General features: G+C 66.1%; 24 protein-coding genes. 16 read left to right on the forward strand and 8 right to left on the reverse strand.

Annotated elements, in window-relative coordinates; genetic code table 11:
- The first annotated feature begins 66 nt into the window (after positions 1–66).
- The 8 genes from KF715_13100 (at position 67) to KF715_13135 (ending at position 10,850) form a co-directional block, all read left to right on the forward strand.
- Positions 67–1,599, forward strand: a complete 1,533-nt coding sequence (locus KF715_13100) for an AMP-binding protein (GenBank protein ID MBX3737627.1) — start codon at positions 67–69, stop codon at positions 1,597–1,599.
- Positions 1,600–1,678: 79 nt separating this feature from the next.
- On the forward strand, positions 1,679–2,968 hold the full coding sequence (locus KF715_13105) for a thiolase family protein (protein ID MBX3737628.1): 1,290 nt from the start codon (positions 1,679–1,681) through the stop codon (positions 2,966–2,968).
- The gene (locus KF715_13110; GenBank protein MBX3737629.1) at positions 2,965–5,070 is read left to right on the forward strand and encodes an enoyl-CoA hydratase/isomerase family protein; all 2,106 of its coding nucleotides are present in this window, start codon (positions 2,965–2,967) and stop codon (positions 5,068–5,070) included. The genes KF715_13105 and KF715_13110 overlap by 4 nt, the downstream gene beginning before the upstream one ends.
- Positions 5,071–5,082: 12 nt before the next feature.
- Complete coding sequence (locus KF715_13115) at positions 5,083–6,042, forward strand: electron transfer flavoprotein subunit alpha/FixB family protein (protein ID MBX3737630.1); 960 nt, start codon at positions 5,083–5,085, stop codon at positions 6,040–6,042.
- A complete protein-coding gene (locus KF715_13120) occupies positions 6,039–7,334 on the forward strand; it encodes a (Fe-S)-binding protein (protein ID MBX3737631.1) in 1,296 nt (431 codons plus the stop codon). The genes KF715_13115 and KF715_13120 overlap by 4 nt, the downstream gene beginning before the upstream one ends.
- Positions 7,331–8,182: a (Fe-S)-binding protein gene (locus tag KF715_13125; protein MBX3737632.1), complete on the forward strand. Its 852-nt coding sequence runs from the start codon at positions 7,331–7,333 to the stop codon at positions 8,180–8,182. Before KF715_13120 ends, KF715_13125 begins: the two co-directional genes overlap by 4 nt.
- Before the next feature lie 12 nt (positions 8,183–8,194).
- Positions 8,195–9,991, forward strand: coding sequence for an acyl-CoA dehydrogenase family protein (locus KF715_13130; protein ID MBX3737633.1), 1,797 nt, complete (start codon positions 8,195–8,197; stop codon positions 9,989–9,991).
- 109 nt (positions 9,992–10,100) lie between these two features.
- Positions 10,101–10,850, forward strand: coding sequence for an electron transfer flavoprotein subunit beta/FixA family protein (locus tag KF715_13135; protein ID MBX3737634.1), 750 nt, complete (start codon positions 10,101–10,103; stop codon positions 10,848–10,850).
- Between the two features lie 135 nt (positions 10,851–10,985).
- On the opposite strand, the gene KF715_13140 is transcribed toward KF715_13135, so the two are convergent.
- Both KF715_13140 and KF715_13145 read right to left on the reverse strand, forming a co-directional pair.
- A complete protein-coding gene (locus tag KF715_13140) occupies positions 10,986–12,179 on the reverse strand; it encodes an acyl-CoA dehydrogenase (GenBank protein MBX3737635.1) in 1,194 nt (397 codons plus the stop codon).
- 373 nt (positions 12,180–12,552) lie between these two features.
- Positions 12,553–12,951, reverse strand: a complete 399-nt coding sequence (locus KF715_13145; GenBank protein ID MBX3737636.1) for a (deoxy)nucleoside triphosphate pyrophosphohydrolase — start codon at positions 12,949–12,951, stop codon at positions 12,553–12,555.
- 69 nt (positions 12,952–13,020) lie between these two features.
- On the opposite strand from KF715_13145, the gene KF715_13150 reads away from it, so the two are divergent.
- The gene (locus KF715_13150; GenBank protein MBX3737637.1) at positions 13,021–13,320 is read left to right on the forward strand and encodes a hypothetical protein; all 300 of its coding nucleotides are present in this window, start codon (positions 13,021–13,023) and stop codon (positions 13,318–13,320) included.
- Positions 13,321–13,427: 107 nt separating this feature from the next.
- Positions 13,428–14,132, forward strand: coding sequence for a hypothetical protein (locus KF715_13155; GenBank protein ID MBX3737638.1), 705 nt, complete (start codon positions 13,428–13,430; stop codon positions 14,130–14,132).
- A gap of 234 nt (positions 14,133–14,366) precedes the next feature.
- Here the strand turns inward: KF715_13155 and KF715_13160 are convergent, their stop codons facing one another.
- Together KF715_13160 and KF715_13165 are read right to left on the reverse strand one after the other, a co-directional pair.
- Complete coding sequence (locus KF715_13160; protein MBX3737639.1) at positions 14,367–15,350, reverse strand: malate dehydrogenase; 984 nt, start codon at positions 15,348–15,350, stop codon at positions 14,367–14,369.
- A 252-nt stretch (positions 15,351–15,602) separates the two neighbouring features.
- Positions 15,603–16,658, reverse strand: a complete 1,056-nt coding sequence (locus tag KF715_13165; GenBank protein MBX3737640.1) for a 3-deoxy-7-phosphoheptulonate synthase — start codon at positions 16,656–16,658, stop codon at positions 15,603–15,605.
- Positions 16,659–16,954: 296 nt separating this feature from the next.
- Here KF715_13165 and KF715_13170 point away from each other — a divergent pair, with 296 nt between their 5' ends.
- Positions 16,955–17,833: a folate-binding protein YgfZ gene (locus tag KF715_13170; GenBank protein ID MBX3737641.1), complete on the forward strand. Its 879-nt coding sequence runs from the start codon at positions 16,955–16,957 to the stop codon at positions 17,831–17,833.
- Positions 17,826–18,047, forward strand: a complete 222-nt coding sequence (locus KF715_13175) for a hypothetical protein (protein ID MBX3737642.1) — start codon at positions 17,826–17,828, stop codon at positions 18,045–18,047. The genes KF715_13170 and KF715_13175 overlap by 8 nt, the downstream gene beginning before the upstream one ends.
- Here KF715_13175 and KF715_13180 read toward each other — a convergent pair.
- The 4 genes from KF715_13180 to KF715_13195 all read right to left on the reverse strand — a co-directional run bounded on the left by KF715_13180 (position 18,039) and on the right by KF715_13195 (position 21,564).
- Entirely contained in the window at positions 18,039–18,953 is a 915-nt protein-coding gene (locus KF715_13180; protein ID MBX3737643.1) for a prepilin peptidase, read from the reverse strand. The two genes, KF715_13175 and KF715_13180, sit on opposite strands and share 9 nt — an antisense overlap.
- Positions 18,950–19,858 (reverse strand): shikimate dehydrogenase, encoded by a 909-nt coding sequence (gene aroE, locus KF715_13185; protein ID MBX3737644.1) that lies wholly within the window; start codon positions 19,856–19,858, stop codon positions 18,950–18,952. The genes KF715_13180 and aroE overlap by 4 nt, the downstream gene beginning before the upstream one ends.
- A 47-nt stretch (positions 19,859–19,905) precedes the next feature.
- Positions 19,906–20,775 (reverse strand): transglutaminase family protein, encoded by an 870-nt coding sequence (locus KF715_13190; GenBank protein MBX3737645.1) that lies wholly within the window; start codon positions 20,773–20,775, stop codon positions 19,906–19,908.
- 72 nt (positions 20,776–20,847) lie between these two features.
- Positions 20,848–21,564, reverse strand: a complete 717-nt coding sequence (locus KF715_13195) for a YggS family pyridoxal phosphate-dependent enzyme (GenBank protein MBX3737646.1) — start codon at positions 21,562–21,564, stop codon at positions 20,848–20,850.
- A gap of 68 nt (positions 21,565–21,632) precedes the next feature.
- Here KF715_13195 and KF715_13200 point away from each other — a divergent pair, with 68 nt between their 5' ends.
- The 4 genes from KF715_13200 (at position 21,633) to KF715_13215 (ending at position 24,669) form a co-directional block, all read left to right on the forward strand.
- Complete coding sequence (locus tag KF715_13200; GenBank protein MBX3737647.1) at positions 21,633–22,547, forward strand: LysR family transcriptional regulator; 915 nt, start codon at positions 21,633–21,635, stop codon at positions 22,545–22,547.
- Positions 22,548–22,664: 117 nt separating this feature from the next.
- A complete protein-coding gene (locus KF715_13205; GenBank protein ID MBX3737648.1) occupies positions 22,665–23,165 on the forward strand; it encodes a TlpA family protein disulfide reductase in 501 nt (166 codons plus the stop codon).
- A 61-nt stretch (positions 23,166–23,226) separates the two neighbouring features.
- Positions 23,227–24,114 (forward strand): DMT family transporter, encoded by an 888-nt coding sequence (locus KF715_13210; GenBank protein MBX3737649.1) that lies wholly within the window; start codon positions 23,227–23,229, stop codon positions 24,112–24,114.
- A 129-nt stretch (positions 24,115–24,243) separates the two neighbouring features.
- Complete coding sequence (locus tag KF715_13215) at positions 24,244–24,669, forward strand: VOC family protein (protein MBX3737650.1); 426 nt, start codon at positions 24,244–24,246, stop codon at positions 24,667–24,669.
- The last annotated feature ends 4 nt before the right edge of the window (positions 24,670–24,673 follow it).

The raw sequence follows: 24,673 nt of genomic DNA on the forward strand, positions 1-24,673 counted from the left end.
CGTTAAAAGGCTAACCAAGGTGCGCTTGCGAACTACCCCTGACGTGCGCTTCGGCGCCGTTCCGCTATGTCCCCCACACAACTCACCACGCACTGGCATCGTCTGGATCGCGATCGCACGCGCGCGCTCCAAGGCGAGAAGCTCCACCGTTACCTCCGCGATTGCGTGCTGCCGTTCTCCAGTCACTACCAGCGCGTTTTCGCCCAGGCCGGCCTGACCGCGCGCGACGTCCGGTCGCTGGAAGACCTCGCGAAGATCCCGTTCACGACGAAGGAGGACCTCCTGCCCACGCCGGAGAATCCGCGGCGCTCGCTCGAGTTTGTGCTCAAGCCCGACCCCGCCGTCCTGCGCAAACGCCCGTCGACCCTCTTCCGGGCGTTGCTGCGCGGCCCCGCGCGGGTGAAGGAGGAGCTCGATCGCGAGTGGCGGCCGACGTTCATGACGGCCACGACCGGCCGCTCGACCGAGTCGGTGGCGTTTCTTTACACCCAGCACGACATCGCGCATCTCGGCATCGGCAGCGGTCGCATCGTCGATCTCGGCGACCGCACGCGCGAGGACCGCATGTTGAACATGTTCCCCTTCGCGCCGCATCTGGCGTTTTGGTATATGTTCTACTCCGGCATCGACCGGAACATCTTCTGCCTCTCCACCGGCGGAGGCAAAGTCATGGGCACGGAGGGCAATCTCCGCGCCATGCAGAAAATCCGCCCGACTGTCATCACCGGCATGCCCACGTTCCTCTACCACGTGCTCAGCGAAGCCGTGAACGAGGGCCTGCGCGTCGAGGGTCTGAAATGCGTCCTCCTCGGCGGCGAGAAAGTCGCCGAGGGCACCCGCCGTAAACTCGCCGAGCTCTGCGCCCAAGTCGGCTCGCCCGACGTGAAAGTGGTCGCCACCTACGGCTTCACCGAAGCGAAGCTCGCGTGGGCCGAGTGCCCGTTCACGCCCGGCCACACACCGCCCGGCTACCACCTGTTCCCGGACCTCGGCATCTTCGAGGTCATCGACCCCGAAACGGGCCAGACCGTCCCCGACGGCACCGGCGGCGAACTCGTCTACACGCCGCTCGAACAACGCGGCACCGTCGTCCTCCGCTACCGCACCGGCGACCACATCGAGCACGGCATCACTTACGAACCGTGTCCCTATTGCGGGCATCGCATGCCGCGCCTCATGGGGCGCATCTCGCGCGTGTCCGATTTCCGCGCCATGCGTTTCCAGAAGATCAAGGGCACGATCATCGACTTCAACGAGCTCGAGCACGCGCTCGACGACGTGCGCACCATCGGCTCCTGGCAGATCGAGATGCGCAAGGTGAACGACGATCCGCTCGACCTCGACGAGATCCACCTCCACGTCACGCGCGCCAGCGACCTGCCCGAGGAGACGTTGCGCACGCAGATCAGCAACATGCTCCACTCGCACTTCGAGATCCGGCCGAACAAAATCGTGTTCCACACCGCCGAGGAGATGCGCACGCTGCAGAAGGTCGGCGTCGCGTTGAAGGAGCAGAAGGTCGTCGACAACCGCCCCAAGGCCACCGCCGCGCCGCACCAGCCGCCGCCGGCGCCCCACCTTCAACCCGCGAAATCATGAGCGCACCCGCCGCGACCAACCCATCATCGGGTGGCCCGCCGGCCGCTCGCGCGCTACCCACCGGTTGCCACTCCAATCCATGAAAGAACCCCTCTACATCGTCGACGGCGTGCGGACACCGTTCGCCAAAATGGGCACCACGCTCGCTGCCTGCGACGCCGCCGAACTCGGCCGCACCGCCACCGCCGCGCTGCTCGCCCGCACCGGCCTCGATCCCGCGCTGATCGACGAGGTCGTCTTCGGCTGCGTCGGCAATCCCGTCGACGCCGCCAACGTCGCTCGCGTCATCGCGCTGCGCGCCGGCATCCCGCAGGCCGTTCCCGCCATCACCGTCTCGCGCAACTGCGCTTCGGGCTTCGAAGCGATCACGCAGGCCTCCGACAAAGCCGCCAACGGTCGCGGCGACGTCTTCGTCGTCGGCGGCGCCGAGAGCATGAGCAACTACCCGCTCATCTACAACGACGGCGCCGTGAAGAAACTCGCCGCGCTCGGCAAAGCGAAGTCGCTCGGCCAAAAGCTCGCCGCCTTCGCCGCCTTCCGCCCGAAGGACCTTTTCGCACCGAAAATCGCCCTCATGCTCGGCCTCACCGATCCGGTGTGCGGCCTCGGCATGGGCCAGACGGCGGAAAACCTCGCCCGCGACTGGCGACTCTCGCGTGACGCGCAGGACGAGTTCGCCATGCGCTCGCACCAGAAAGCCGAGGCGGCGCGCGCGAAATTCAAGGAGGAGATCACGCCCGTCTATCCGCGCCGCGGCAAGGACGCCTCCGCCGTCGACGCCGACAACGGCATCCGCGAGGGCCAGACAATGGAAGCGCTCGGCAAGTTGAAGGCCGTCTTCGAGAAACGCGGCGGCACCGTTACCGCCGGCAACGCCTCGCAAATCACCGACGGCGCCGTCGCGCTCCTCGTCGCCACCGAGGCCGGCGTGAAGCGCCTCGGCCTCACACCGCTCGGCAAGCTCACGGGCTTCGCCTACGCCGGCTGCGATCCCACGCGCATGGGCATCGGTCCCGTCCACGCCTTCGCCAAGGCCGAGAAACTCACCGGCCTCACGCTCGCCGACGCCGATTTGATCGAGATCAACGAAGCCTTCGCCGCTCAAGTCATGGCGTGCTGCGCCGCCGCGGCGTCCGACGACTACGCCCGCCAGCACCTCGGCCGCGACCGCGCGCTCGGCGTCATCCCGCCGGAGAAACTCAACGTCAACGGCGGCGCCATCGCGCTCGGCCACCCGGTCGGCGCTTCCGGCGCGCGTCTCGCGCTCACCGCGCTGAAGGAACTCAAACGCCGCAATGCCCGCCGCGCCCTCGTCTCGCTCTGCGTCGGCGGCGGACAAGGCGGAGCACTCTGGTTGGAGGCCGTATGAGCAACATCACCCTCACTTTCGAGCGCGACGCCATCGCCACGCTCACTTTCGATCGCGCGAACTCGTCGGCCAACGTCTTCGACGTCGCCACGCTCCACGAACTCGACACCCACCTCGCCACGCTCGAAAAGCGCGGCGATCTCAAGGGCGTCGTGCTCGTCAGCGCGAAGCCCAAGATCTTCGTCGCCGGCGCGGACTTGAACGCGTTCGCCGGCGCGACCGTCGCCCAACTCGGCGACATCGTCGATCTCGGCCACCGCGTTTTCCGTCGGCTCGAAGCACTGAAAATCCCCTCCGTCGCCGCCATCAACGGCGTGTGCCTCGGCGGCGGCTGCGAGCTCGCGCTCGCCTGCGATTGGCGCGTCGGCTCGACCGACAAGTCGACCAAGATCGGCCTGCCCGAGACGCAACTCGGCATCCTGCCCGCATGGGGCGGCTCCGTGCGTTTGCCGCGGCTCATCGGCCTGCCGCAGGCGCTCGGCATCATTCTCACCGGCAAGCAACTCGTGGCGCAACAGGCGCTGAAGGTCGGGATGATCGACGACGTCGCGCACCCCGAATACCTCGTCGCCGCCGCGCGCCAGCAGCTCGCCAAGGGCAAGCGCCCCACGCCCGCGCCGCGCGGCGCGATGAACTCCGCACTGCTCCGCCCGTTCGTCGTGGCCAAGGCGCGCAAGGACGTCCTCGCCAAGACGCACGGCCACTATCCGGCGCCGCTCAAAGCCATCGACGCCGCCGTCGGCGCGCTCGGTCAGCCGCTGGAGACCGGACTCGCGATTGAGAAAGCCGCGTTTCTCAGTCTCGTGCAGACGAGCGAGTGCCACAGCCTCATGAGCATCTTCCACCTTCAGGAGCGCGCGAAGAAACTGAAGGCCGCGGACGCCGATGGTGCCGCGATTCCGGTCAAACGCGTGGCCGTGATCGGCGCCGGCGTCATGGGCGCGGGCATCGCGCAATGGACCAGCTCGCGCGGCTACCCGACGATTCTGAAGGACGTCGCGCCCGACGCGCTGGCGAAAGGCCTGAAGTCCGCGGAGAAAATCTACCAGGACGGCGTGAAGAAAAAGAAACTCACGCTCGCCGAGGCCACTGCGGCGCTCGACCGCATCACGCCGGTTGCGGGCGACGTGCCGCTCGCGAGCGTCGACCTCGTCATCGAGGCCGCCGTCGAGAAGTTGGAGCTGAAACAGAAAATCTTCGCCCAACTCGAACAACGCGCCGGCCCGCAAACCGTCCTCGCGACGAACACCTCCGCACTCTCGATCGATGCCATCGCCGGCGGTCTCGCCAATCCGACCCGCGTGGTCGGCATTCACTTCTTCAACCCGGTGCATCGGATGCAGCTCGTCGAGATCGTGCGCGGCCCGCGCACGTCCGCCGCCGCGCTCGACACCGCGCTGACGTTCGTGAAAGGCATCGGGAAACTCCCGGTGCTGGTGAAGGACAGCCCCGGTTTCCTCGTGAACCGCATCCTGCTCCCCTACATGGTCGAGTCGGTGCGTCTGTTCAACGAGGGCGTCGATGCCGCGCGTCTCGATCGCCTGATGCTCGACTTCGGCATGCCGATGGGCCCGCTGCGTCTCACCGACGAGGTCGGCCTCGATGTCGCGCAACACGTCGCCGTCGATCTCCAGAACCGCCTCGCGAAACCCGTGCCGATCAACGACACGCTCGTGAAGATGATCGAGAAAGGCTGGCTCGGAAAAAAATCCGGCACCGGCTTCTACGTTTTCCCGAAGGAGAAAGGCGCGAAGGAGGCGCCCAACACTCAGCTCGCGTTTCTCCAGGGCAACGGCACGGGCCGCGCGCAGGACGACGCGACGCTGCGCGACCGCATGGTGCTTGTGATGGTCAACGAGGCCGCGCGCTGCCTCGAGGAGGGCGTCGTCGCCGCGCCCGAGGACGTGGACTTCGGCATGATCTTCGGCACCGGTTGGGCGCCGTTCCGCGGCGGTCCGTTGCGCTACGCCGATGCGCGCGGAGTAGCGGACGTTGTAGCCCAGCTACGGAAACTTCAAACGGACGTGGCGCCGTATTTTGAGCCGTGCGCGAAGCTGGTCGATATGGCCCAATCGCAGGCCCGTTTCTACCCCTCCCGCTGACTTCCCTCCACGATGTCTCACACCCTCGTCATTGCTGAACACGATCAGGGCACTCTTAAGACGGCGAGCCTCGCGGCCGCCGCTGCCGCGCAAAAAGCCGGCGCGCCCTTCGATATCCTGCTTCTCGGTTCCGGTGTCGGCACCGCCGCGGAGGCCCTGCGCCGCTCCGGTGCGGCCGCCGTGCTCGTCGCCGACCACGCCGAACTCGCGCAACCGCTCGCCGATCGCTACGCCGCCGTCATCGCCGACGTCGTGCGCGCGCGCGGCGCCAAGCTCGTGCTCGCTGCCGTGTCGACGTTCACGAAGGACGTCCTCCCGCGCGCCGCCGCGCTCGTCGACGCCGCGATGGTGAGTGACGTCGTCGGCTTGGATAATTCGTCCGGCGCGCTCGCGTTTCGCCGCGTGATGTTCGCGGGCAACGTCATCGCCACCGTGCAACTCGAGGGCGACGTGCAGTTCGCCACTGTGCGCAGCGCGGCTTTTTCCGCCGCGACGCCGACCGAGGCGCAATCCCCCGTCGAACCCGTCGCCGTCGATGCTGCGAAGCTGCCGCGCTTCGCCACGTTCGAAAATCGCGAGGTGAAAAAGAGCGCGCGCCCCGACGCCACCGAGGCGCGCATCATCGTCTCCGGCGGCCGTGCGCTGAAAAACGCCGAGGACTTTGAACGCCTCGTCGGCGGTTTGGCCGACACGCTCGGCGCCGCTGTCGGTTCGTCACGCGCGCTCGTCGACGCGGGCATCACGCCGAACTCCCTCCAGATTGGCCAGACCGGCAAGATCGTCGCGCCCGAACTCTACGTTGCGGTCGGCATTTCCGGCGCCATCCAGCACATGGCCGGCATGAAGGACACGAAAGTCATCGCCGCGATCAACAAGGACGCCGAGGCGCCGATTTTCGAGGTGGCCGACTACGGTCTCGTCGCCGACGTCTACGAGGCGGTCCCCGAACTGATTCAGAAACTCAAGAAGTGACTCCCACCCGCGAGACTTTCGGCAACATCCCGTTGTCGTCGCAGCTGGCGTTCTACGCGCTCGCGGCGGCTTCGATGGCCGTGTTCGCGTGGGGTGTTTACCGTCGCTGGAAACTCTGGCGGCTCGGCACGTCCATCAACGCGCGCGACCTCATCACCGGCAGCCTCGCGGCCGTCTGGCAAAAGGTCCGCGGCGGCGCGAAGCGCGTGGCGATCGACGCAGGCGCGCAGCAACGCGTGCGCGGACACGGCCTCGGCACGGTGGCGCACGTGAGCCTGTATGTCGGATTCATGGCGCTGTTCGTCGGCACCGTGCTCCTCGAAACGGACAACGTTCTCTCGCACCTCTGGCACGGCCTGAAATTTCACCAAGGCGCCTACTACGTCGCCTACGAGTTCACGCTCGATGTGCTCGGCCTGCTATTCCTGCTCGGCACGCTGTTCTTCCTCGGGCGTCGCTTGGTCAAGCCGCCGGCGCTCGGCCACCGCGCGACGGACTGGTATGTGCTGCTGGGCTTCCTCGCAATCGGCGTGACCGGCTACCTCGTCGAGGCGCTGCGCATTCTCTGGCAGCAGCCGACCGGTCTCGGCGCGCACTGCTCGCCCGTGGGTCTGTGGCTCGCGGGTTGGCTGCATCTCGGCGAGGCCGAGGCGCGGCATTCGCACTTCCTCGTGTGGTGGATCCACTCGTTCCTCGTGTTCGCCTTCATCGCGTCGATTCCGTTCACGCGGCTTTTCCATTTCATCGCGGGCCCGATGCACATCTTCCTCGCGAAAAACGTCCTCGGTGTCATGCCGCCGGTGACGATGGAGGAAGTCGAGGCGACAGGGCGCGTCGGCCCGGCCGACATCCGGCATTTTTCGCAACAACAACTCCTCAGCCTCGACGCCTGCATGGAGTGCGGCCGCTGCGAGGAAGTCTGCCCGGCCTTCGCCACCGCGAAGCCGCTCTCGCCCAAGCGCGTCGTGCAGGACCTCAAGGGCGCGATGGAGAAGACCGCCGCTGCGCTCGCCGCCGGCAAGGAGTCGGAGGTGCCCGCCTTGCACGAGGCGACGATCGCCGCGGAGACGCTCTGGAGCTGCACGGCGTGCAACGCCTGCGTCAACACCTGCCCGGTGCGCGTCGACCAGCTCACCTTCATCCTCACGCTACGCCGCCACCTCGTCGCCGAGGGCGGACTCAGTGGCACCGCCGCCACCGCGCTGCGCCGCATGCAGTCGAACGGCAACCCGTGGGGCCTGCCCGCCACCGAGCGCACCGCCTGGACCGACGCGCTGAAACCGAAATCATGAGCACGCCCGCCGAACTCACTGCGCCGACTGTGAAGGAGAATCCGTCCTTCGAAATCCTCTATTGGGTCGGCTGCGCCGCGTCCTACGACCGTCGCGCCCAGCGCGTTGCGCGTGCGATGGTGCGGCTGCTGCGGCACGCCGGCGTGAATTTCGCCATCCTCGGCAAAGAGGAAAAATGCACCGGCGACTCCGCCCGCCGCCTCGGCGACGAGTTCCTCTTCCAGGAACTGGCTACGGCGAACATTGAGACGCTGAACAAATACCACGTGAAACGCATCGTCGCGCACTGCCCGCACTGCGTGAACGCGTTACTAAAAGACTACGCGCAATTCGGCGGCCACTACGAAGTCGTCCACCACACGCAGCTCCTCGCCGAGTTGATCCGCGCCGGAAAACTGCCTGCCGTCGCCGCGGCCGACGTCAACTCGGGCAACGCTGGCGCGGGCGACGTGACTTACCACGACCCCTGCTACCTCGCCCGCGTGAACGGCATCCACGAGGCGCCGCGCGAAGTGCTCGCCACCGCGATCGGCGGACGCTCGCTCTGCGAAATGAAGCGCAACCGCGCCAACACGTCCTGTTGCGGCGCGGGCGGCGGGCGCATGTGGATGGAGGAGGATCCGAAACAGCGCGTCTCCACCCAGCGCGCCGGCGAAGCGCTCGCGACCGGCGCCAAGACGGTCGCGACCGGTTGTCCGTTTTGCCTGACGATGATGTCCGACGGCGTCGCCGCGAACGGCGCCGAAGCGCGCGTCCTCGACATTGCCGAGTTGCTCGTGGAGCGCCTCGGCCTCAACCCGCCTGCCGCACCAGCGCCGAGCGCGCCCGCGACTCCCGCAAGCTCTTAACCCCCCAGTCCCATGGCCGAAAAAGAACTCCCTGCGCACCTCATCGGTGGCAACTTCCTCTTCAGCGACACCAAGCCCGAACTCGTCTTCACGCCCGAAGACCTCGGCGGCGACGAACGCGAGATGGCCGCGACCGCCGAGAAGTTCATGGACAAGGACGTCCTCCCGCACCTCGAAGCGCTCGAGCACCGCGAGGAGGGGCTCGCCCGCAAAGTTTTCAGCCAAGCCTGCGAACTCGGCTTGCTCGGCCTCGAAGTCCCCGAGCAATACGGCGGCCTCGGTGTCGGCAAGGTCGCGGCCGTCGGAGTCGCCGAGCAGCTCAGCCGCCTTGCCGGCTTCGGCATCACCTGTGGTGCGCACAGCGGCATCGGCACCGGCCCGATCACGTTTTTCGGCAACGAGGCGCAGAAGGCGAAATACCTCCCGAAGCTCGCGAGCGGCGAGTGGATGGCGGCGTATTGCCTGAGCGAAGCCGGCTCCGGTTCCGATGCGCTCGGCATGAAGACCAAGGCCGTGCTCTCGCCCGACAAGACGCACTACATCCTCAACGGCGCGAAAATGTGGATCACCAACGCCGCGTGGGCCGATGTGTTCGTGATCTTTGCCAAGGTCGACGGCGAACACGTCACCGCGTTCATCGTCGAGAAGACCTTTCCCGGCGTCTCGACTGGTCGCGAGGAACACAAGCTCGGCCTCAAGACCTCGTCGACGCGCCGCGTCATCCTCGAAGACACGCCGGTGCCGGTGGAAAACGTCCTCGGCGAAGTCGGCAAGGGCGCCTACATCGCGTTCAACATTCTCAACCTCGGCCGCTTCAGCCTCGGTGCCGGCACGATGGGCGGCGCGAAGGACATGCTGCGCACCGCCGTGAAATACGCCGGCGAGCGCCAGCAGTTCGGCAAGCCGCTCGTCACGTTCGGCCTGATTCAGCACAAGCTCGGCGAGATGGCCGCGCGCATCTACGCCATCGAGTCCGCGCTCTACCGCACCGCGAAGCAGATGGACGACGTCAAGGCCACCGGCGAACTCGTGACCACGATCAAGCCCGGTTACTTCCGCGCCATCGAGGAGTTCGCGCTCGAGTGCTCGGCGGTGAAAGTCGCCGGCTCCGAGATCCTCACCTTCGTCGCCGACGAGGCGCTACAGATCCACGGCGGCTACGGTTTCACCGAGGAATACTCGCCCGCGCGCGCCACGCGCGACGCGCGCATCAACCGCATTTTCGAGGGCACAAACGAGATCAACCGTCTCTTCATCCCGACCAACCTTCTGCGCCGCGCGGCCAAAGGTAAGCTCGCGCTCATGGCCGCCGCGATGTCCGCCTTTGCCGAGGCGCAGAAGGAGCCGCCGTCGGAAAAATCCGGCGACGACCTCGCGACCGCGCAATTCCTCCTCGGTCGCGCGAAGAAGGCCGTGTTGCTGCTCTTCGGCGGCGCGCACCAGAAATTCGGCGACAAGATCATTCACGAACAGGAAGTCCTCGCCGTGTTGAGCGACATCTGTATCGACCTCTTCCTCGGCGAAAGCGCCGTGCTTCGCGCGCTCAAGGCCCGCGCTAAGGGCGGCGCCGCGGCGGCCGTGCACGCCGACCTCGCGCTGATCTGGATCAACGATTCCGTCGCGCGCATGGAAAACCGTGCCCGCGATGCCATCGCGCACATGGCCAGCGGCGACGAACTGAAGCTCCAGCTCGGCCTCGCGCGCAAGATGCTGCGTTGGACGCCGCTCGACACCGTCGCCATGCGCCGCCGCATCGCCGCGCGCCTGCACACCGTCGGCAACTACCCGGCGCTGATCGCGGCGAAATGAACCGGGCGTCGAACAGCCGTTCCGTTGTAGGGGCGCAGTCTTGCTGCGCCCGTTGGAATAGCGCATCGCTTGGGCGCAGCAAGACTGCGCCCCTACACTGTTTTTCAGCATGAAAATCCTCGTCCCTCTCAAACGCGTCCCTGATCCCGACACGAAGATCCGCGTGCTCGCCGACGGATCCGGCATCGACACCGACGGCGTGAAGTTCGCCGTGAATCCGTTCGATGCCATCGCCATCGAGGAAGCGCTCCGTGTGAAGGAAAAAGGCGCTGCGACTGAAGTCGTCGTCGTCACGATCGGTGGCGATGAGTGCGCGGAACAGCTGCGCAGCGGCCTCGCGATGGGCGCGGACCGCGCGATTCTCGTGAAGCACGCCACGCCGCTCGACTCGCTCGCCGTCGCAAAGGTGCTGGCCGCAGTTTATAAGAAGGAGGCGCCCGGCCTCGTCTTGATGGGCAAACAGGCGATCGACGACGACTCGAGCCAGACCGGTCAGATGCTCGCCGCGCTGCTCGGCGTCGGACAGGTGACGTTCATGTCGAAGCTGGAATTCTCCGGTGCCACCGCTCGCTGCACCCGCGAGACCGATGCCGGCATCGAGACGCTCAGCGTCGCGCTGCCTGCCGTGCTCACGGCCGATCTGCGCCTGAACGAGCCCCGCTACGTTTCGCTCCCCGGCATCATGAAGGCGAAGAAGAAGCCGCTCGAGGAAACGGCCTTCGACGCGCTCGGCGTCACCGCCGCGAGCCGCACGAAGGTCTTGAAACTTGAGAAACCCGCCGGCCGCAAAGCCGGCGTGAAAGTGAAGACCGTGGACGAGCTCATCGCGAAACTCCGCGACGAGGCGAAGGTGCTGTAATTTCTGTTGGTTCCGGTAGGGGCGCTTGTCCTCAAGCGCCCATCACACGCGGCAAATGGCATGCCCGAGGGGGCAACGGCCCCTACCATCGCACGCGACTACGACGGACGAGGGACGCGCTTTCGCAGCACGGCTCTACTCCGGCCCGAAGGCTTGGATGCCGGTCTGGGCGCGGCCGAGGATCAGCGCGTGGATGTCGTGTGTGCCTTCGTAGGTGTTCACTGACTCCAGATTCATCACGTGGCGGATGACGTGGAATTCGTCCACGATGCCGTTGCCGCCGTGCATGTCGCGGGCGAGGCGCGCGATCTCGAGGGCCTTGCCGCAGGAGTTGCGCTTGATGAGCGACACCATCTCCGGCGTGGCGCGGCCTTCGTCCATCAGGCGGCCGACGCGCAGCGCGCCCTGGAGCGCGAGCGCGATTTCGGTCTGCATGTTGGCGAGTTTGAGTTGAATGAGCTGCGTGGCGGCGAGCGGGCGGCCGAATTGTTTACGGTCGAGCGTGTATTGCCGCGCGGCGTGCCAGCAGAATTCCGCCGCGCCGAGCGCGCCCCACGCGATGCCGTAGCGCGCTTTGGTGAGGCAGCCGAGCGGACCTTTCAGGCCTTTCACGTTCGGGAGGAGGTTTGCGTCGGGGACGAACACGTCGTCCATCATGATCATGCCAGTGGGCGAGGCGCGGAGGGAGAATTTACCCTCGATCTTCGGCGCGGTGAGGCCGGCCATGCCTTTTTCGAGAATGAAGCCGCGTATCTCGCCGTCGTCGTCTTTCGCCCAGACAACGAAGACGTCGGCGATGGGCGAGTTGGTGATCCAGGTTTTCGCGCCGCTCAGTTTGAAGCCGCCTTCGGTGCGGCGCGCGCGGGTGGACATGCTGCCGGGATCGGAGCCGGAACCCGGCTCGGTGAGGCCGAAGCAGCCGACGAGCTCGCCTTTCGCGAGGCGCGGCAGGAATTTTTGCCGCTGTTCCTCGGAGCCGTAGGCGTGGATGGGGAACATCACGAGCGACGACTGCACGCTCATCACGGAGCGGTAGCCGGAGTCCACGCGCTCCACCTCGCGCGCGATAAGGCCGTAGGCGACGTAGCTGACGCCGGCGCAATCGTAGCCCTGGATCGTGGCGCCGAGCAGACCGAGTTCGCCGAAGCCGGAGATGATGCCGCGGTCGAATTTCTCGTGGCGGTTCGCCTCGATGATGCCGGGCATGAGCTGGCCCTGGCAAAAATCGCGGGCGGAATCGCGCACCATGCGCTCCTCTTCGGTGAGCTGGTCTTCGAGCAGGAACGGATCTTCCCAACGGAACGACGGCTTCTTGGCGGGGGTGGTCATGGGGAGGCCGCTAAACTATGACGCGTAGTGCGGCGCGCAATGCAACTTCCGCAAACTAGCCGAAGGTCGGGGAATTGTCTGCGATCAGGTTCTCACGTGGCGCACCCGGCGAAGCTGTTGGCCGTGGCAGCGCGGGTGAGCGCCTCCGTCTTCAGTCGCGCGATGGTCGCGGCATGCGCCTCGTCGCCGTGGGGACATCGGCGGTCGCCGGATGCACTCGGCCACGAAGTGGATCGATGACTGGCAGGCTAACCGAAAATCGGGTTCCACCGTCGGCCGGGTGCTTGCACGCGCGCGTTGCGCTCCGGAGCGCGACCAAGGTCGCGGCCTACCGCTGCGGCAACGGGCGTTTTCGGGAAGACTCTACTCACACTCAGCGCGTGGCGCGGTAGGCGTCGATCACGGGGTAATCGGCTGCGGCGAGGTCGTAGGTGGCGAGGTCGTCGAGTTTGGCCCAAGCCAGGGCGACGTGTTCGTGCGGGTGCGGTGCGGGCGAGCCGGACGCGAGGCGGCAGACGAAAGGGATCATCTCGATCACGACGCGGCCGTAGTCGTGCGTGAAGCGCGGCAGCGCGCGGGCGATCGCGATTTCGCAGCCGAGCTCCTCGCGGATTTCGCGCACGATCGCGGTGGCGGGATCTTCGCCGGGCTCGACTTTCCCGCCGGCGAATTCCCATTTCAGCGCGAGCAGTTTTCCCGGCGGACGCTGCGCGAGGAGGACGAGGCCGTCTTTTTCGATGACCGCGCAAACGACTGGAACAGGCTGGTTCACGCGAGGTTTTGAACCGGTCCCGAGCGCGTGCTGCAACTTTTCTCGGTAGTGCCGTGTTCTTGGATCACCATGAAAACTTTCCTCAAAGTCCTCCTCGCCGCGGTCCTTCTCATCGTGGCGATCAAGTTGAGCCCGATCCTCTTCGTCGCCGCGCTGGCCGGCCTGATTGCCGCGGCCGTGTTGGGCGCGGTCGGCATTTCCCTCCTCGCGGCGCTGGTCGCGGTGGTCATCGCCTTCGCCGTCGCGCTGTCGCCGATCTGGATTCCGGTCCTGTGCGTGATCGGTCTCGTCAGCCTCTTCCGCCGCAACGGCAACACGACTCCGACGCCGCCGCCCGCGGCGAATGTCCCGCCGCCAATTCCGGCCTGATTTTTCAAGCAACAGGGGTAAAGCAACAGGCGGCGGCTCTTCGGAGCCGCCGCTTCTGTTTGTTCACGTTCCTTGATTCCGGCACCGCGGCCTGCCTGACTGCGCGCGTGTCGAAATCGAAAACCAGCTCCGCGTCGCCGGTGTCGCGCATCAGTTTTGTCGGACGGAGCAGCGGTGCGGTCAAAAATCTCGGCGGTTTTCGCAAGCAGCACCACACGCTGCCGGACGCGGTGAACGCGGCGACGTCAGCGTTTCTCGCGAAGCTTTGCGCGAGCGAATTGGCGGACGAGGGCGAGGCGATGTTTCAGCGGGTGCGCGCGGCGCTTGGCTACAAACGCGCGGAGTTGGCGCTCGATGTAGCGAGTCCGCATGCGGTGCTGACGGCGAAGGATTTTGTTTTTGAGATCGCCTATGCGCTTGAGGAGCGCGCGCCGGCAGAATTTGTCGTCACGCGAACGCTGCATGACGTGAAGTCGCAGGAAATGCTGGAGCGGACGGAGCTGGACGAGCTGTTCGCGGATGCGTTCGACGGGATCGTGTTCGGACTCGGCAAGGGCGTGAGCGTCGAGGGAGTAATCGACGCGGTGGAGGAGTTGCCGGGCGGCGCGGCGTTGACCGTGACGTATCCGTCGAATTGCGCGCACTGCGTGTTGCGCGTCGAGGGCGTCGCGGCGGAAGTAATCTGCGACGGCACGACGCTGGAGATGCGTTTCCCGAAGAACGGCTCGCCGCGCGAGCTGGCGCGGGAGTTTCTGACGGTGCGCGCGGCCTTTGCGCTGACGAAGAAACGTGCGCTGGCAGGACTGATTTGAGTCCGCGCGATCGGAGGGGCCCGCGAATTGCGCGAATCGGCGCGAATTTCCGGGAATCGGCGGCGGAGTGTTGGTCGGGCTTGTAGGGGCTGGCGTTCGCGTGCCGAAATGGGCGCGGCGACGGGCTGAGCTCATTCGCGTCGATGCGCGAAATTCGCGGGCGACTGCTTGGAAAAAGAAAACGGCGCCCGTTGCGGGGCGCCGTGGGAGTAAGAGAAAGAGGAAAGATACCTCTTACTTGATCATCTCGGCCACGAAGGCGCGCTCTTCGACGAGTTCCTTGTTCGTCGCGGCGAGCTTGGACTTCGCGAAGTCGTCCATCGCGTAGCCGGTGATGACTTCGTAGCTGCCGGGGGTCGTCGTGCGGACGGGCATGCCGGCCCAGACTTCGGGGTCGAAGCCGTAGAGGCCGTTCGATTTCACGGCGATCGAGTGGATGGCGCCGGGCGTGACGAGCGAGCGGACGTGATCGACGAGGGCGTTGGCGGCGGAGGCGGCCGAGGAGGCGCCGCGGGCGGCGATGATGGCGGCGCCGCGTTTGCCGACGGTTTCGCAGAAGGGGCCTTGGAGCCAGGCGTCGTCGTTGATGACGGCGGCGGCGGGTTTGCCGGAGATCGTCGCGTGGGCGAAGGCCGGGAACATGGTCGGGCTGTGATTGCCGTAGATGAAGATGTCTTTGACCTCGGTGAGGTCGACGCCGGCTTTCTTGGCGAGCTGGGTCTGGGCGCGGTTCTGGTCGAGGCGCACCATGGCGGTGAAGCGGTCGGCCGGGAGGCGCTTGGCCTGCGAGGCGGCGATCATGCAGTTCGTGTTCGCCGGGTTGCCGACGACGGCGATGCGAGCATCGGCGGCGGCGACGGCGTCGATGATGCGGCCCTGTTCGATGAAGATCTTGCCGTTGTCCTTGAGGAGGTCGGCGCGTTCCATGCCGGGGCCGCGGGGTTTGGCGCCGACGAGGAGGCACCAGTTGGCGTCCTTGAAGCCGACGGAGGCGTCGGAGGTCTGCACGATGCCCTTGAGGAGCGGGAAGGCGCAGTCGTCGAGCTCCATGGCGACGCCTTCGAGGGCCTTGAGGGCTTTCTCAATGGGGGCTTCGATGAGTTGGAGGATGACCGGCTGGTCGGGGCCGAACATCGCGCCCGAGGCGATGCGGAACAGGAGTGAGTAACCGATTTGGCCGGCGGCGCCGGTGACTGCGACACGAATAGGGGCTTTCATAGAGAGGGCGGGCAGTTAACCACGAATCGCGCGAAAAACACGCGCGAAGTTTATCGGCGCGGCGAGTTTAGCCGTCATGGGGCGCTGGCCAACGGAACTACTTTGTGCGGGCGAAAGTGCGTCAAGGTCGCGGGCGGCGGCGTGCGAGTGGGCGTCGCTGCGTCGATCGGTGGGGCAGAGCGGCGTTGCGGGCGGGCGCGCAGCTCTGGCGCGTGCAAGCACGCTGCCTACGGGGCCGGCTGGCGGGGACACTCAGGCGAATCGGGGCGCGAGGGCGGCGTGGATTTCCCGGACGAGACGCTCAGTGGTGTCCCAGTCGATGCAGCCGTCGGTGATGGAGACGCCGTAGCGGAGTTTGTCCAAGGGTTGGGGGAAGGGCTGGTTGCCGGCGCCGAGGTTGCTCTCGACCATCGCGCCCATGATGGAGGTGTTGCCGGCGGCGATCTGCTCGAGGACGGCGCGGAGCACGTCGGGCTGTAGCTCGGGTTTCTTGGCGGAGTTGTCGTGCGAGCAGTCGACGAGGATGGATTTCGGGAGCTTGGCGGCGGCGAGGAGATGCTCGGTGCGCGCGATGTGCTCGGGCGAGAAATTCGGGCCGGACGTGCCGCCGCGGAGGACGACGTGGCAATTCGGGTTGCCGCGCGTGACGATGACGGAGGACGCGCCGTCGAGGTTGATGCCGAGGAAGGTCTGCGGATGCGCGGCGGCGCGGATGGCGTTGATCGCGGTCTGGATGGAGCCGTCGGTCCCGTTTTTGAAGCCGAGGGGCATCGAGAGGCCGGAGGCCATTTGGCGATGCGTCTGGGATTCAGCGGTGCGGGCACCGATGGCGGACCAGCAGATGAGATCCGCGATGTATTGCGGGGTGATCGGATCGAGGAGCTCGGTGGCGGTCGGGAGGCCGAGGTCGAGGACATCGCGGAGGAAGGTGCGGGCGAGGCGCAGGCCGGCGGCGATGTCGTGCGAGCCGTCGAGGTGCGGGTCCATGATCAGGCCCTTCCAGCCGACGGTGGTGCGGGGTTTTTCAAAATAGACGCGCATCACGATCAGGATGCGGTCAGAGACCTGGCGAGAAAGGGTGGCGAGCCGGCGGGCGTAGTCGCGGCCGGCTTCGGGGTCGTGGATGGAGCACGGGCCGACGACGAAGAGGAAGCGGCGGTCGTCGGTGAAGATTACCCGATGGATGTCCTCGCGGGCGCGGGCGATCAGTTCGGATTGCGCGTCGGTCTTGGGGAGCTCCGCCAAGAGTTGGGCGGGCGAGGGTAGCGTGCGGGTTTCGAGGACGTTGATGTCCGAGGTGCGTTGCATGCGAGAGGGCCAGATTGGCGGGGTTTGCTCGCGGCGGGCAATGGGGGGCTGAGCTTTTGACAGGAAAAGAAAAGGCGGGCCGCCTACCCCTAAGCGGCCCGCCATTGCTTTCTTAGTTACCCCAAAACTCCCGCTAGGCGGGAGAAGCGAAAAGTGAGATTGCTTACGAGGTAGTTTGTTCCGACCTTCCGTCAAATCAAACGGTGGTCATTTGGTGAAAGTCACTTGTCCGCCACAATTAACGCATGGACCCCCGGTCGACCAACGTAGCTCTGCAAACGTTATCAGTCAGGGACTTGGAAGTCGCATCAGCCACGCTCCGCATAAGAGGCCCTGATTCTAATACGTTCCTTCAGGGGCAGTTCACCCAAGATCTCCGGAAGCCGGTTGGCGCGGTCTCGTATGGCTTGTGGTTGAACCAGAAGGGGAAATGCATCGCGGATAGCTTCGTTTTGCGCGTCGCCGAAGAGGAATTCGTGGTGTGGGCTCCACGGGTCGAGAACACGACACTTAGGCAACGTATTGATGAGTATATTATTGCCGATGACGTGGAGCTTCTTGGGGCGTCGGCGGGCGTGAGCGGTGCGACGGTGATTTGGGGCGACGGCGCGGCGGCGGTCGTCGCGCAGCGCTTTGGCACTGTGCCAGAGCCAGGCCGTTTCGCGCAGGGGACGGACGGGCTGGTTTTCGGCGGGCGATTTTCGCGGGGCGAGAATTTCGTGTGCCTCACCGCGGATGCGACGGTGACGGTGCGGGAGTTTGAGCAGGCCGGAGCGATGCGCGGCACGCGGGACTCGCTCGAGGCCGAGCGAATTGTCAGTGCACTACCGGCGGTTCCGGACGACATCGGACTGAATGACCTGCCCAACGAGGGCGGATTGGACATCGATGCGATCTCCTACACGAAGGGCTGTTACCTCGGCCAGGAGGTCATGTCGCGGCTGAAGAACCTCGGCCAGGTTCGCCGCCGGCTCATGGTCGTCGCCGGCTCGGGTGCGCGGCCGGCGGTGCTCGCTCAGGTGCAACAGGACGGAAAAGCCGTGGGGCAGATCCGCTCGAGCGCGCGGGTGGGCGACGGGTTCGTCGCGATGGCGATGATTTCGCTCGTGAACTTCAATCGCACCGCGCCGCTGGCGCTGGAGGACGGTCGCCCGTTGGAAGTCCGCCATGGATGAACTGGCAAAACTGACCGCACTCTGCCGCAGCCTGGGTGCGTCCACCGAGGCGCAGGCCGACACGATGGCGCGCCAGCTCCAGAAGCGCGCCGATCAACTCGCCGCCGAGCGCGGCCTGACGCGCGTCGCCGCGATGGAGCATCTGCTCAATCTGGTGATTCACGGCCGACGCGGCGAGACGCCGCCGGGCTTCGCTCCGCCGCGCTCAGAATAGGAAGCGCAGGCTGGCGAAGTAGGGATCGACCCAGCGGTGCAGCACGAAGAAGTAGAGCAGAGCGCCGAGCCCCAGCATCGGTCCGAAGCTCACGTGCACGCCGAACCCCACGCGCTCCGTGCGGGCCCCGTCTGGCGTTTCGAGTCGCGCGCCCGCGGCGGCCTTGCCGAAAAGCTGCTGCCACGCGCCGGCGAAGAGGATCCAGACGCAGCCGATCATCGCTCCGCCGAACATCGCGAACACCGCGCCCTGCCAGCCGACAAACGCGCCCAGCGCACCGAGGAACTTCACGTCGCCGAACCCCATCGCCTCCTTCTTGAGCACCGCCTCGGCGACGAGCGCGATCCACAGCACGAGGCCCGAGCCGACGAACAGCCCGAGCACCGCGTCGAGCGTGCTGCGCAGGCTCGCGACGAAAAACAGCTCATGTGCCTGCCCGTGCAGCGCCGGCAGCGCCGCTGACAACACCACGCCGACCACGCCGCCGCCGATCGTGAACGCATCCGGAATGATCATGTGATCGAGGTCGATGAACGTCGCGCAGATCACGGTCGAGACGAGCACCATGCCGCCGAGTGCCTTCGCCGGCGGGAACAGCATCCAGCAAGCGACAAACAGCGCCGCGGTGAGGAGTTCGATCGCGGGATAGCGGAAGCTGAATTTCCGTCCGCAACACCTCGCGCGTCCACGCAGGATCAGCCAGCTCAGGATCGGAATGTTGTCGTGCCACGCGATCGGTTTGCCGCACGCGCAATGCGAGCCCGGCGTCACCACCGATTCATCCTTCGGGATGCGATAGATGCAGACGTTGAGGAAGCTGCCGACACACGCGCCGAACAGGAAGGCGCAGAGCGGGAAAAACCACGGCCAGACGGCCGCGACTTCGTGGAAGGTGGCGGCGTTCATCGGGCGGCGAGGGCGGCGCGCATGACGTCCGCCGGGACGTCGGCTCCGGTCCAGATTTCGAGGGCGCGCGCGCCTTGGTGCACGAGCATCGAGAGGCCGTTGGCGTGGCGCAGCCCGAGCGCGGCCGCTTCGCGGAGCAGCGCGGTTTGCGGCGGGTTGTAGACCATGTCGTAAACGCTGAGACCGGCGGGCAGGCTCCGCAACGCGATTGGCGGCGGCTCGTCGGGCTTCAGGCCGGCGGAAGTGGCGTTCACCAGCACGGCGCCCGCCGGCAAATCCATGGGAGGCGTCGCGGGATCGAAGCTGCGCAGCGGCGTCGCGCCGGCGAGCGGACGCAACGCGTCGAGCAGCGTGTCGAGGTTGGCGCGCGTGCGGTTGCCGATCCAGAGCGAAGCGCAACCCTGGCGCAGGCACTCGACCGCGGCACCACGCGCGGCGCCGCCGGCTCCGAGCAGGATCACGTGCGCGCCGGCCAGCGAGACGCCGAGATCGGCGTGCAACGCGGTGGCGAGGCCGTAACCGTCGGTGTTGTAACCGCGCCAGCCGGTGGCGGTGCGGCGGAGCGTGTTGACCGCGCCGACACTGCGCGCGCTCGGATCGATCTCGGCGACGAGGTCGAACGCTAGCACTTTGTGCGGGACGGTGAGATTGAGGCCGTGCAACCCGGCGGCGTGCAGCCGGGGCAGCGCCTCGGCGAGGCGCTCGGGCGGCACGTCGAAGCGAAAGTAACGCCACGTCGCGAATTCGCGGTCGCGCGCCGCCATCGTTTGCAGCGCGGCGTTGTGCATGCGCGGGCTGAGCGAGTGGCCGATGGGATGGCCGAGCACGGCGAGCGCGGTGCCGTCGAACGCCCACGCCGCGAGGTGATCGAGCGTCAGGGTCGTTTCGCCGGTCCAGCTATTCATGGGCCCTTTTGCATGGGCGGAAACGCGACCGACGCCGAGAATTATCTTCAGGGGCTGGCGTGGCGTTCGTAGGTGGCGTCGAACTCCGAAACGAAATCGGCGAACATCCGCGCGTGGGCCGCGTCGTCCGCGGCGGCGTAGTGGTTGATGAGGTTGCGGCAGACGCGGCTCAATACCTCGCGCACGGGCGTGGGGGCGAGGTCGGCGAGTTGCGGCGTGTGTTGCAACGAGCGGATGCGTTCAAAGACGTCCTCGGGCGAGAGCAGCTGGCCGCCGTTGAACGCGTCGACGAAGAACGGCCCCTCGGGCTCGTAGCCGCCGACGAGAAAATGTCCGGGGACGCCGACCGGCTCGAGTTCGAGGCCGATGCGTTGGGCGACGAGGAGGTAGACGATCGACAGCGAAATCGGGATGCCGACGCGGCGTGCGAGGACCTGATCGACGAAGCTGTTTTTGGGGTCCGTGTAGTGGTCGACGTTGCCGCGCAGGCCGTATTCCTCGAACAGCACCCGGTTGAGCACGCGCGCTTGCGTGCGCATGGTCGCGGTGCGCGGCATGAGCTTGCGCGCACGGGCGGCGAAGGCGTCGAGCTGCGCGCAGACGGCGACGACATCGAGCGCGGGATTCACCGTGCGGCTGAGGAGCAGGATGCCGGTCTCGAGTTCGTAGTTGAGCGACTGGATGAAGCCACGGAACTCGGCGATCGGGTCGCTGAATTTCAACTCGCGCAGAAACCACGCGGCACTGAGCGCGGCGACGCGGTTGGGGCTGCGCGCGACGTCCTGCAGGAAGGTGCGGCCGGCGTCTCCCAGCTGCGCGAATTGCGCGAGCAAAGCCTGGCGGACGGCTGGAGACTCGTCGTCGAGGAGCGCGACCAGCGCGTCTTTTTCGGAAGGAGTGAGCGTCCTCGGTTCCACGGTTAGGAGCGAAGTCGATTGCCGGAGAGTGGCAACGCGGAATCCGGCCACAGACACACGGCGGGCGTTCCGCTAGTCGCGCGCTCCGAACAGCGCGGTGCCCACGCGCACGAGCGTGCTGCCGGCGGCGATCGCGAGCGCGAAGTCGCCGGACATGCCCATCGAGAGTTCGCGCAGCGGATGGCCGGTGCGCGCGGCGAGATCGTCGCGGATGGCGCGGAGGTTGGCGAAGGTGCGGCGCGCATGCTCTTCGGTCTCGGCGGGCGTGGCGCCGAGGGGAGCGATGGTCATCAGGCCGTCGATGCAGAGATTCTTTTTCGCGAGCGCGACATCGAGCAAGCGCGGGGCGTCGCCGGGCTCGGCACCGAACTTCGCGGGATCATTGCCGGCGTTGATCTGGAGCAACACGGGCAGGGTCTTGCCTATTTCGGCGGCGGCGCGATCGAGGTGGTTGAGCAGCTTTTCGCTGTCGACGCTCTGCACGCGGTCGAAGTGCTGGGCGGCGAGGCGCGCCTTGTTCGATTGGAGATGGCCGATGAGTTCCCAGCGCAACGGCGCGGCGGTCGCGCTGGCGACAGCGCGCTTTTCGACCGCTTCCTGCACGCGGTTCTCGCCGACAGCAGGCAAACCGTAGCGCGCGACATACTCCGCGGCGGCAGCGGGATGCGTCTTCGTGACGGGCAGCAAGAGCACGTCGCGCGGATCGCGGCCGGCCCGGCGGCAGGCTTCGTCCATCAGAGCTCGCAACTTATCGGCGCGGGCTTGGAAGGTCTCGAAATCGATAAACATCTATGAGGGCCGCTTTTAGATTGGTTTCCAGATAAGTGCCGTTTATACGGGTGCTCCATTTCGCCGCCATGCAAATCGAAAACTTCAAGATTTTCGCGGACCTTGTGGAGACCAAGTCGTTCTCCAAAGCCGCGAAATTAAATGGCATCACGCAGTCGGCGGTCAGTCAGCAGGCGCGCTCCATGGAGCGCAATTTCAAGACCCTGATGATCGACCGCTCCCAGAAGCAGTTCAATCTGACGCGTGAAGGCCAGCGCATCTACGACGCGGCGAAGGAAATCCTTCACGTCTACGAGAAGCTCCTCAGCGAGCTCCAGGAGATGAAGAAGGTCATCAGCGGCACGATCCGCATCTCGACCATCTACTCCATCGGCCTCCACGAGCTGCCGCCCTACATCAAGAAATTCCTGCACGACTACCCCTCGGTCAACGTGCGCATCGAGTATCGCCGCTCGAACCTCGTTTACGAAGACATCCTGCACAACTCCGTCGACTTCGGCCTCGTCGCGTTCCCGCAGAAGCTCCGCCAGATCGAGACGATCCCGTTCCGCAATGACCGCCTCGTGCTCATCACGCACCCGAATCACGCGCTGGCCAAGACCACCGACGTCGACCTCAAGACGCTCGCCGGGCACAAGTTCATCGGCTTCGACCCGGACATCCCGACGCGCAAGGCCGTCGACCAGATCTTCCGCGACAACAAGCTCGAGATCACGCCGGTCATGGAGTTCGACAACATCGAGACCGTGAAACGCGCGGTCGAAATCGATCACGGCATCGCCATCGTCCCGCAGGCGACCGTCGTTCAGGAAGTGAAGCAGGGCACGCTCTCGGCCATCGCTTTCAAGGGCAAGGAATTCACCCGCCCGCTCGCCATCCTCCACCGCAAGGGCCGCGTGCTCACGCCGGCGATGAAGAAATTCATCGAGACGCTCAGCGCCGAGGCGGCGGCCGCCGACGCCGCGGTCAAGCCGATGGTCTGAGCGGAATTCCTCTTCGTTTTCACCCAAGCGCGCCCGCTCCGGCGAGCTTTTGTTTTATGGCCCGCGAAGCCGGGAAAATTGCTGGAAGAATTCGCGCGCCTGCATCCTCTCATGGGCATGCGATCCATTTTCCACCACTTTGTGGCTGCGGCGACTTTCGCCGTGGCGAGTCTGACTCCCGCGCTCGCCGCGGAACTGCCGGTTGTCCGGAAGGCGCCGGAGATCAATATCACGACCATCGACGGCAAACAGGTCACCGCTGCCGACCTGAAGGGCAAGGTCGTGGTCGTCGACTTTTGGGCGACGTGGTGCGGGCCGTGCGTCGCGGAGATTCCCGGCTACGTCGCGCTACAGAAGAAATACGGCAAGGACGGCCTCGTGATCGTTGGCGTGTCGGTTGACCGCGGCTCGATCGACAAGGTGAAAAAATTCGTGGCCAAGAACGGCATGAACTACGCGATCACGATGGGCGAAGACGGCGTGCTCGCGGAAGCCTTCGGCGGTTTCGATGCGATCCCGACCACGTTCCTGATCGATCGGCAGGGCAATATCCGCCACCAGAAGACCGGCTCGATGGAGCACGAGGAATACGAAGCGCTCGTGAAGCAGCTGCTCTGAGCCGCGCCGCGCTTTTGACATTGAAGCCGGACCCTCGGGTCCGGCTTTCTCTTTGTTTCGCGTGAACTTCCCGCTGCACCTCTTGATTCCGCTCGCCTGCGCGCTGCTCTACGTGCTCGCGGCGCTCACCATCAAGCGCGCCGCTGCCTTCGGCGTCGGCGTGTGGCGCACGAGTTTCGTGGCGAACTGGATCATGGCGGCGGTGTTTCTTCCGTGGTGGTTTGCGTTGGGCGGCCATTTCCATCCGCTCGCCGATTACTGGCAACCCGCGGTGACCGCGCTCTGCTTTCTCGGCGGACAGGTTTTCATCTTCCTCGCCCTGAACCAGGGCGACGTCTCGGTCACGACGCCGGTGATGGGCACGAAGGTCATCATGGTCGCGCTGTTCAGCAGCCTGCTCCGCGTCGGCGACGTGCCGTTGAAATGGTGGCTCGGTGCCGCGCTCAGCGCCGGAGCTGTTGCCTTGCTGCATGCCGGGGAAAAGCACGGCCAGCGGCGCAGTGTCGGCCCGGCGGTCGCACTCGCGACGGTCAGTGCGCTCTCCTACGGACTCGGCGACGTGCTCATGCAGAAGTGGGTGCCGGCGTGGGGCACGGCGAGCTACTTTCCGGCGATGTTCCTGCTCGTCGGCGTCTACTCGTTCGCGTTCGTGCCGTTCTTCTCCGCGCCGCTCACGATGCTCGATCGGACGGCGTGGCGCTGGGTGTCGCTCGGCGGGCTGCTGCTGGCGCTGAACAACGCCGGAGTCGTCCTGACGCTGGGCATTTGGGGCGGGGCGACGGCGGTGAACATCGTCTACAGCGCGCGCGGGCTGTTCAGCGTGCTTGCGGTGTGGGCGATCGGGCACTGGTTCGCCAGCACGGAGCAACATCTCGCGCCCGGCGTGCTGCGTTTCCGTTTCATCGGAGCGGCGTTGATGATCGGCGCCATCGCGCTCGTGCTCATCTAGCCCCGCGCCGATGCGCGGGCGGCGGGCGGAAGGAATGCGGAGAGCAATCGCAGGCTCGGGCATCGGTCGATCGGCCGATGCGGGCGCGGGAGAAATTGCCTTTCGGGCGAATGCGGCTGACTTGGCGGCGTGCAATCTTCTCCGCGCATCGAAGGTGTCGCCGAAACCATCCTATACGTGGACGACGTGCCGCGGGCCGTGGCGTTCTATCGCGATGTGCTCGGGCTGACCGTCCTGGGCGGCGACGGCGTGCGCTTTCAGGCGCTGAATCCCGGCGGGCGCCAGGTGCTCCTGCTCTTCAAGCGCGGAGGCACGCTCGTGCCGTTGACGCTTCCCGGTGGCGTGATTCCCCCGCACGACGGCAGCGGATCGTCTCACCTCGGCCTGGCGATTTCGCACGAGGCCTACGAACCGTGGAAGGCGAAGCTGGCGGCCGCGGCCGTGCCGATCGAGAGCGAGGCGAAATGGGAACGCGGCGGACGCAGCATCTATTTCCGCGATCCGGACGGACATCTGCTCGAACTCGTCACGCCCGGCATTTGGCCGAATTACTGAGCGC

Origin of the sequence: Candidatus Didemnitutus sp., from assembly GCA_019634575.1 — a bacterium.
Classification (GTDB): Bacteria; Verrucomicrobiota; Verrucomicrobiia; order Opitutales; family Opitutaceae; genus Didemnitutus.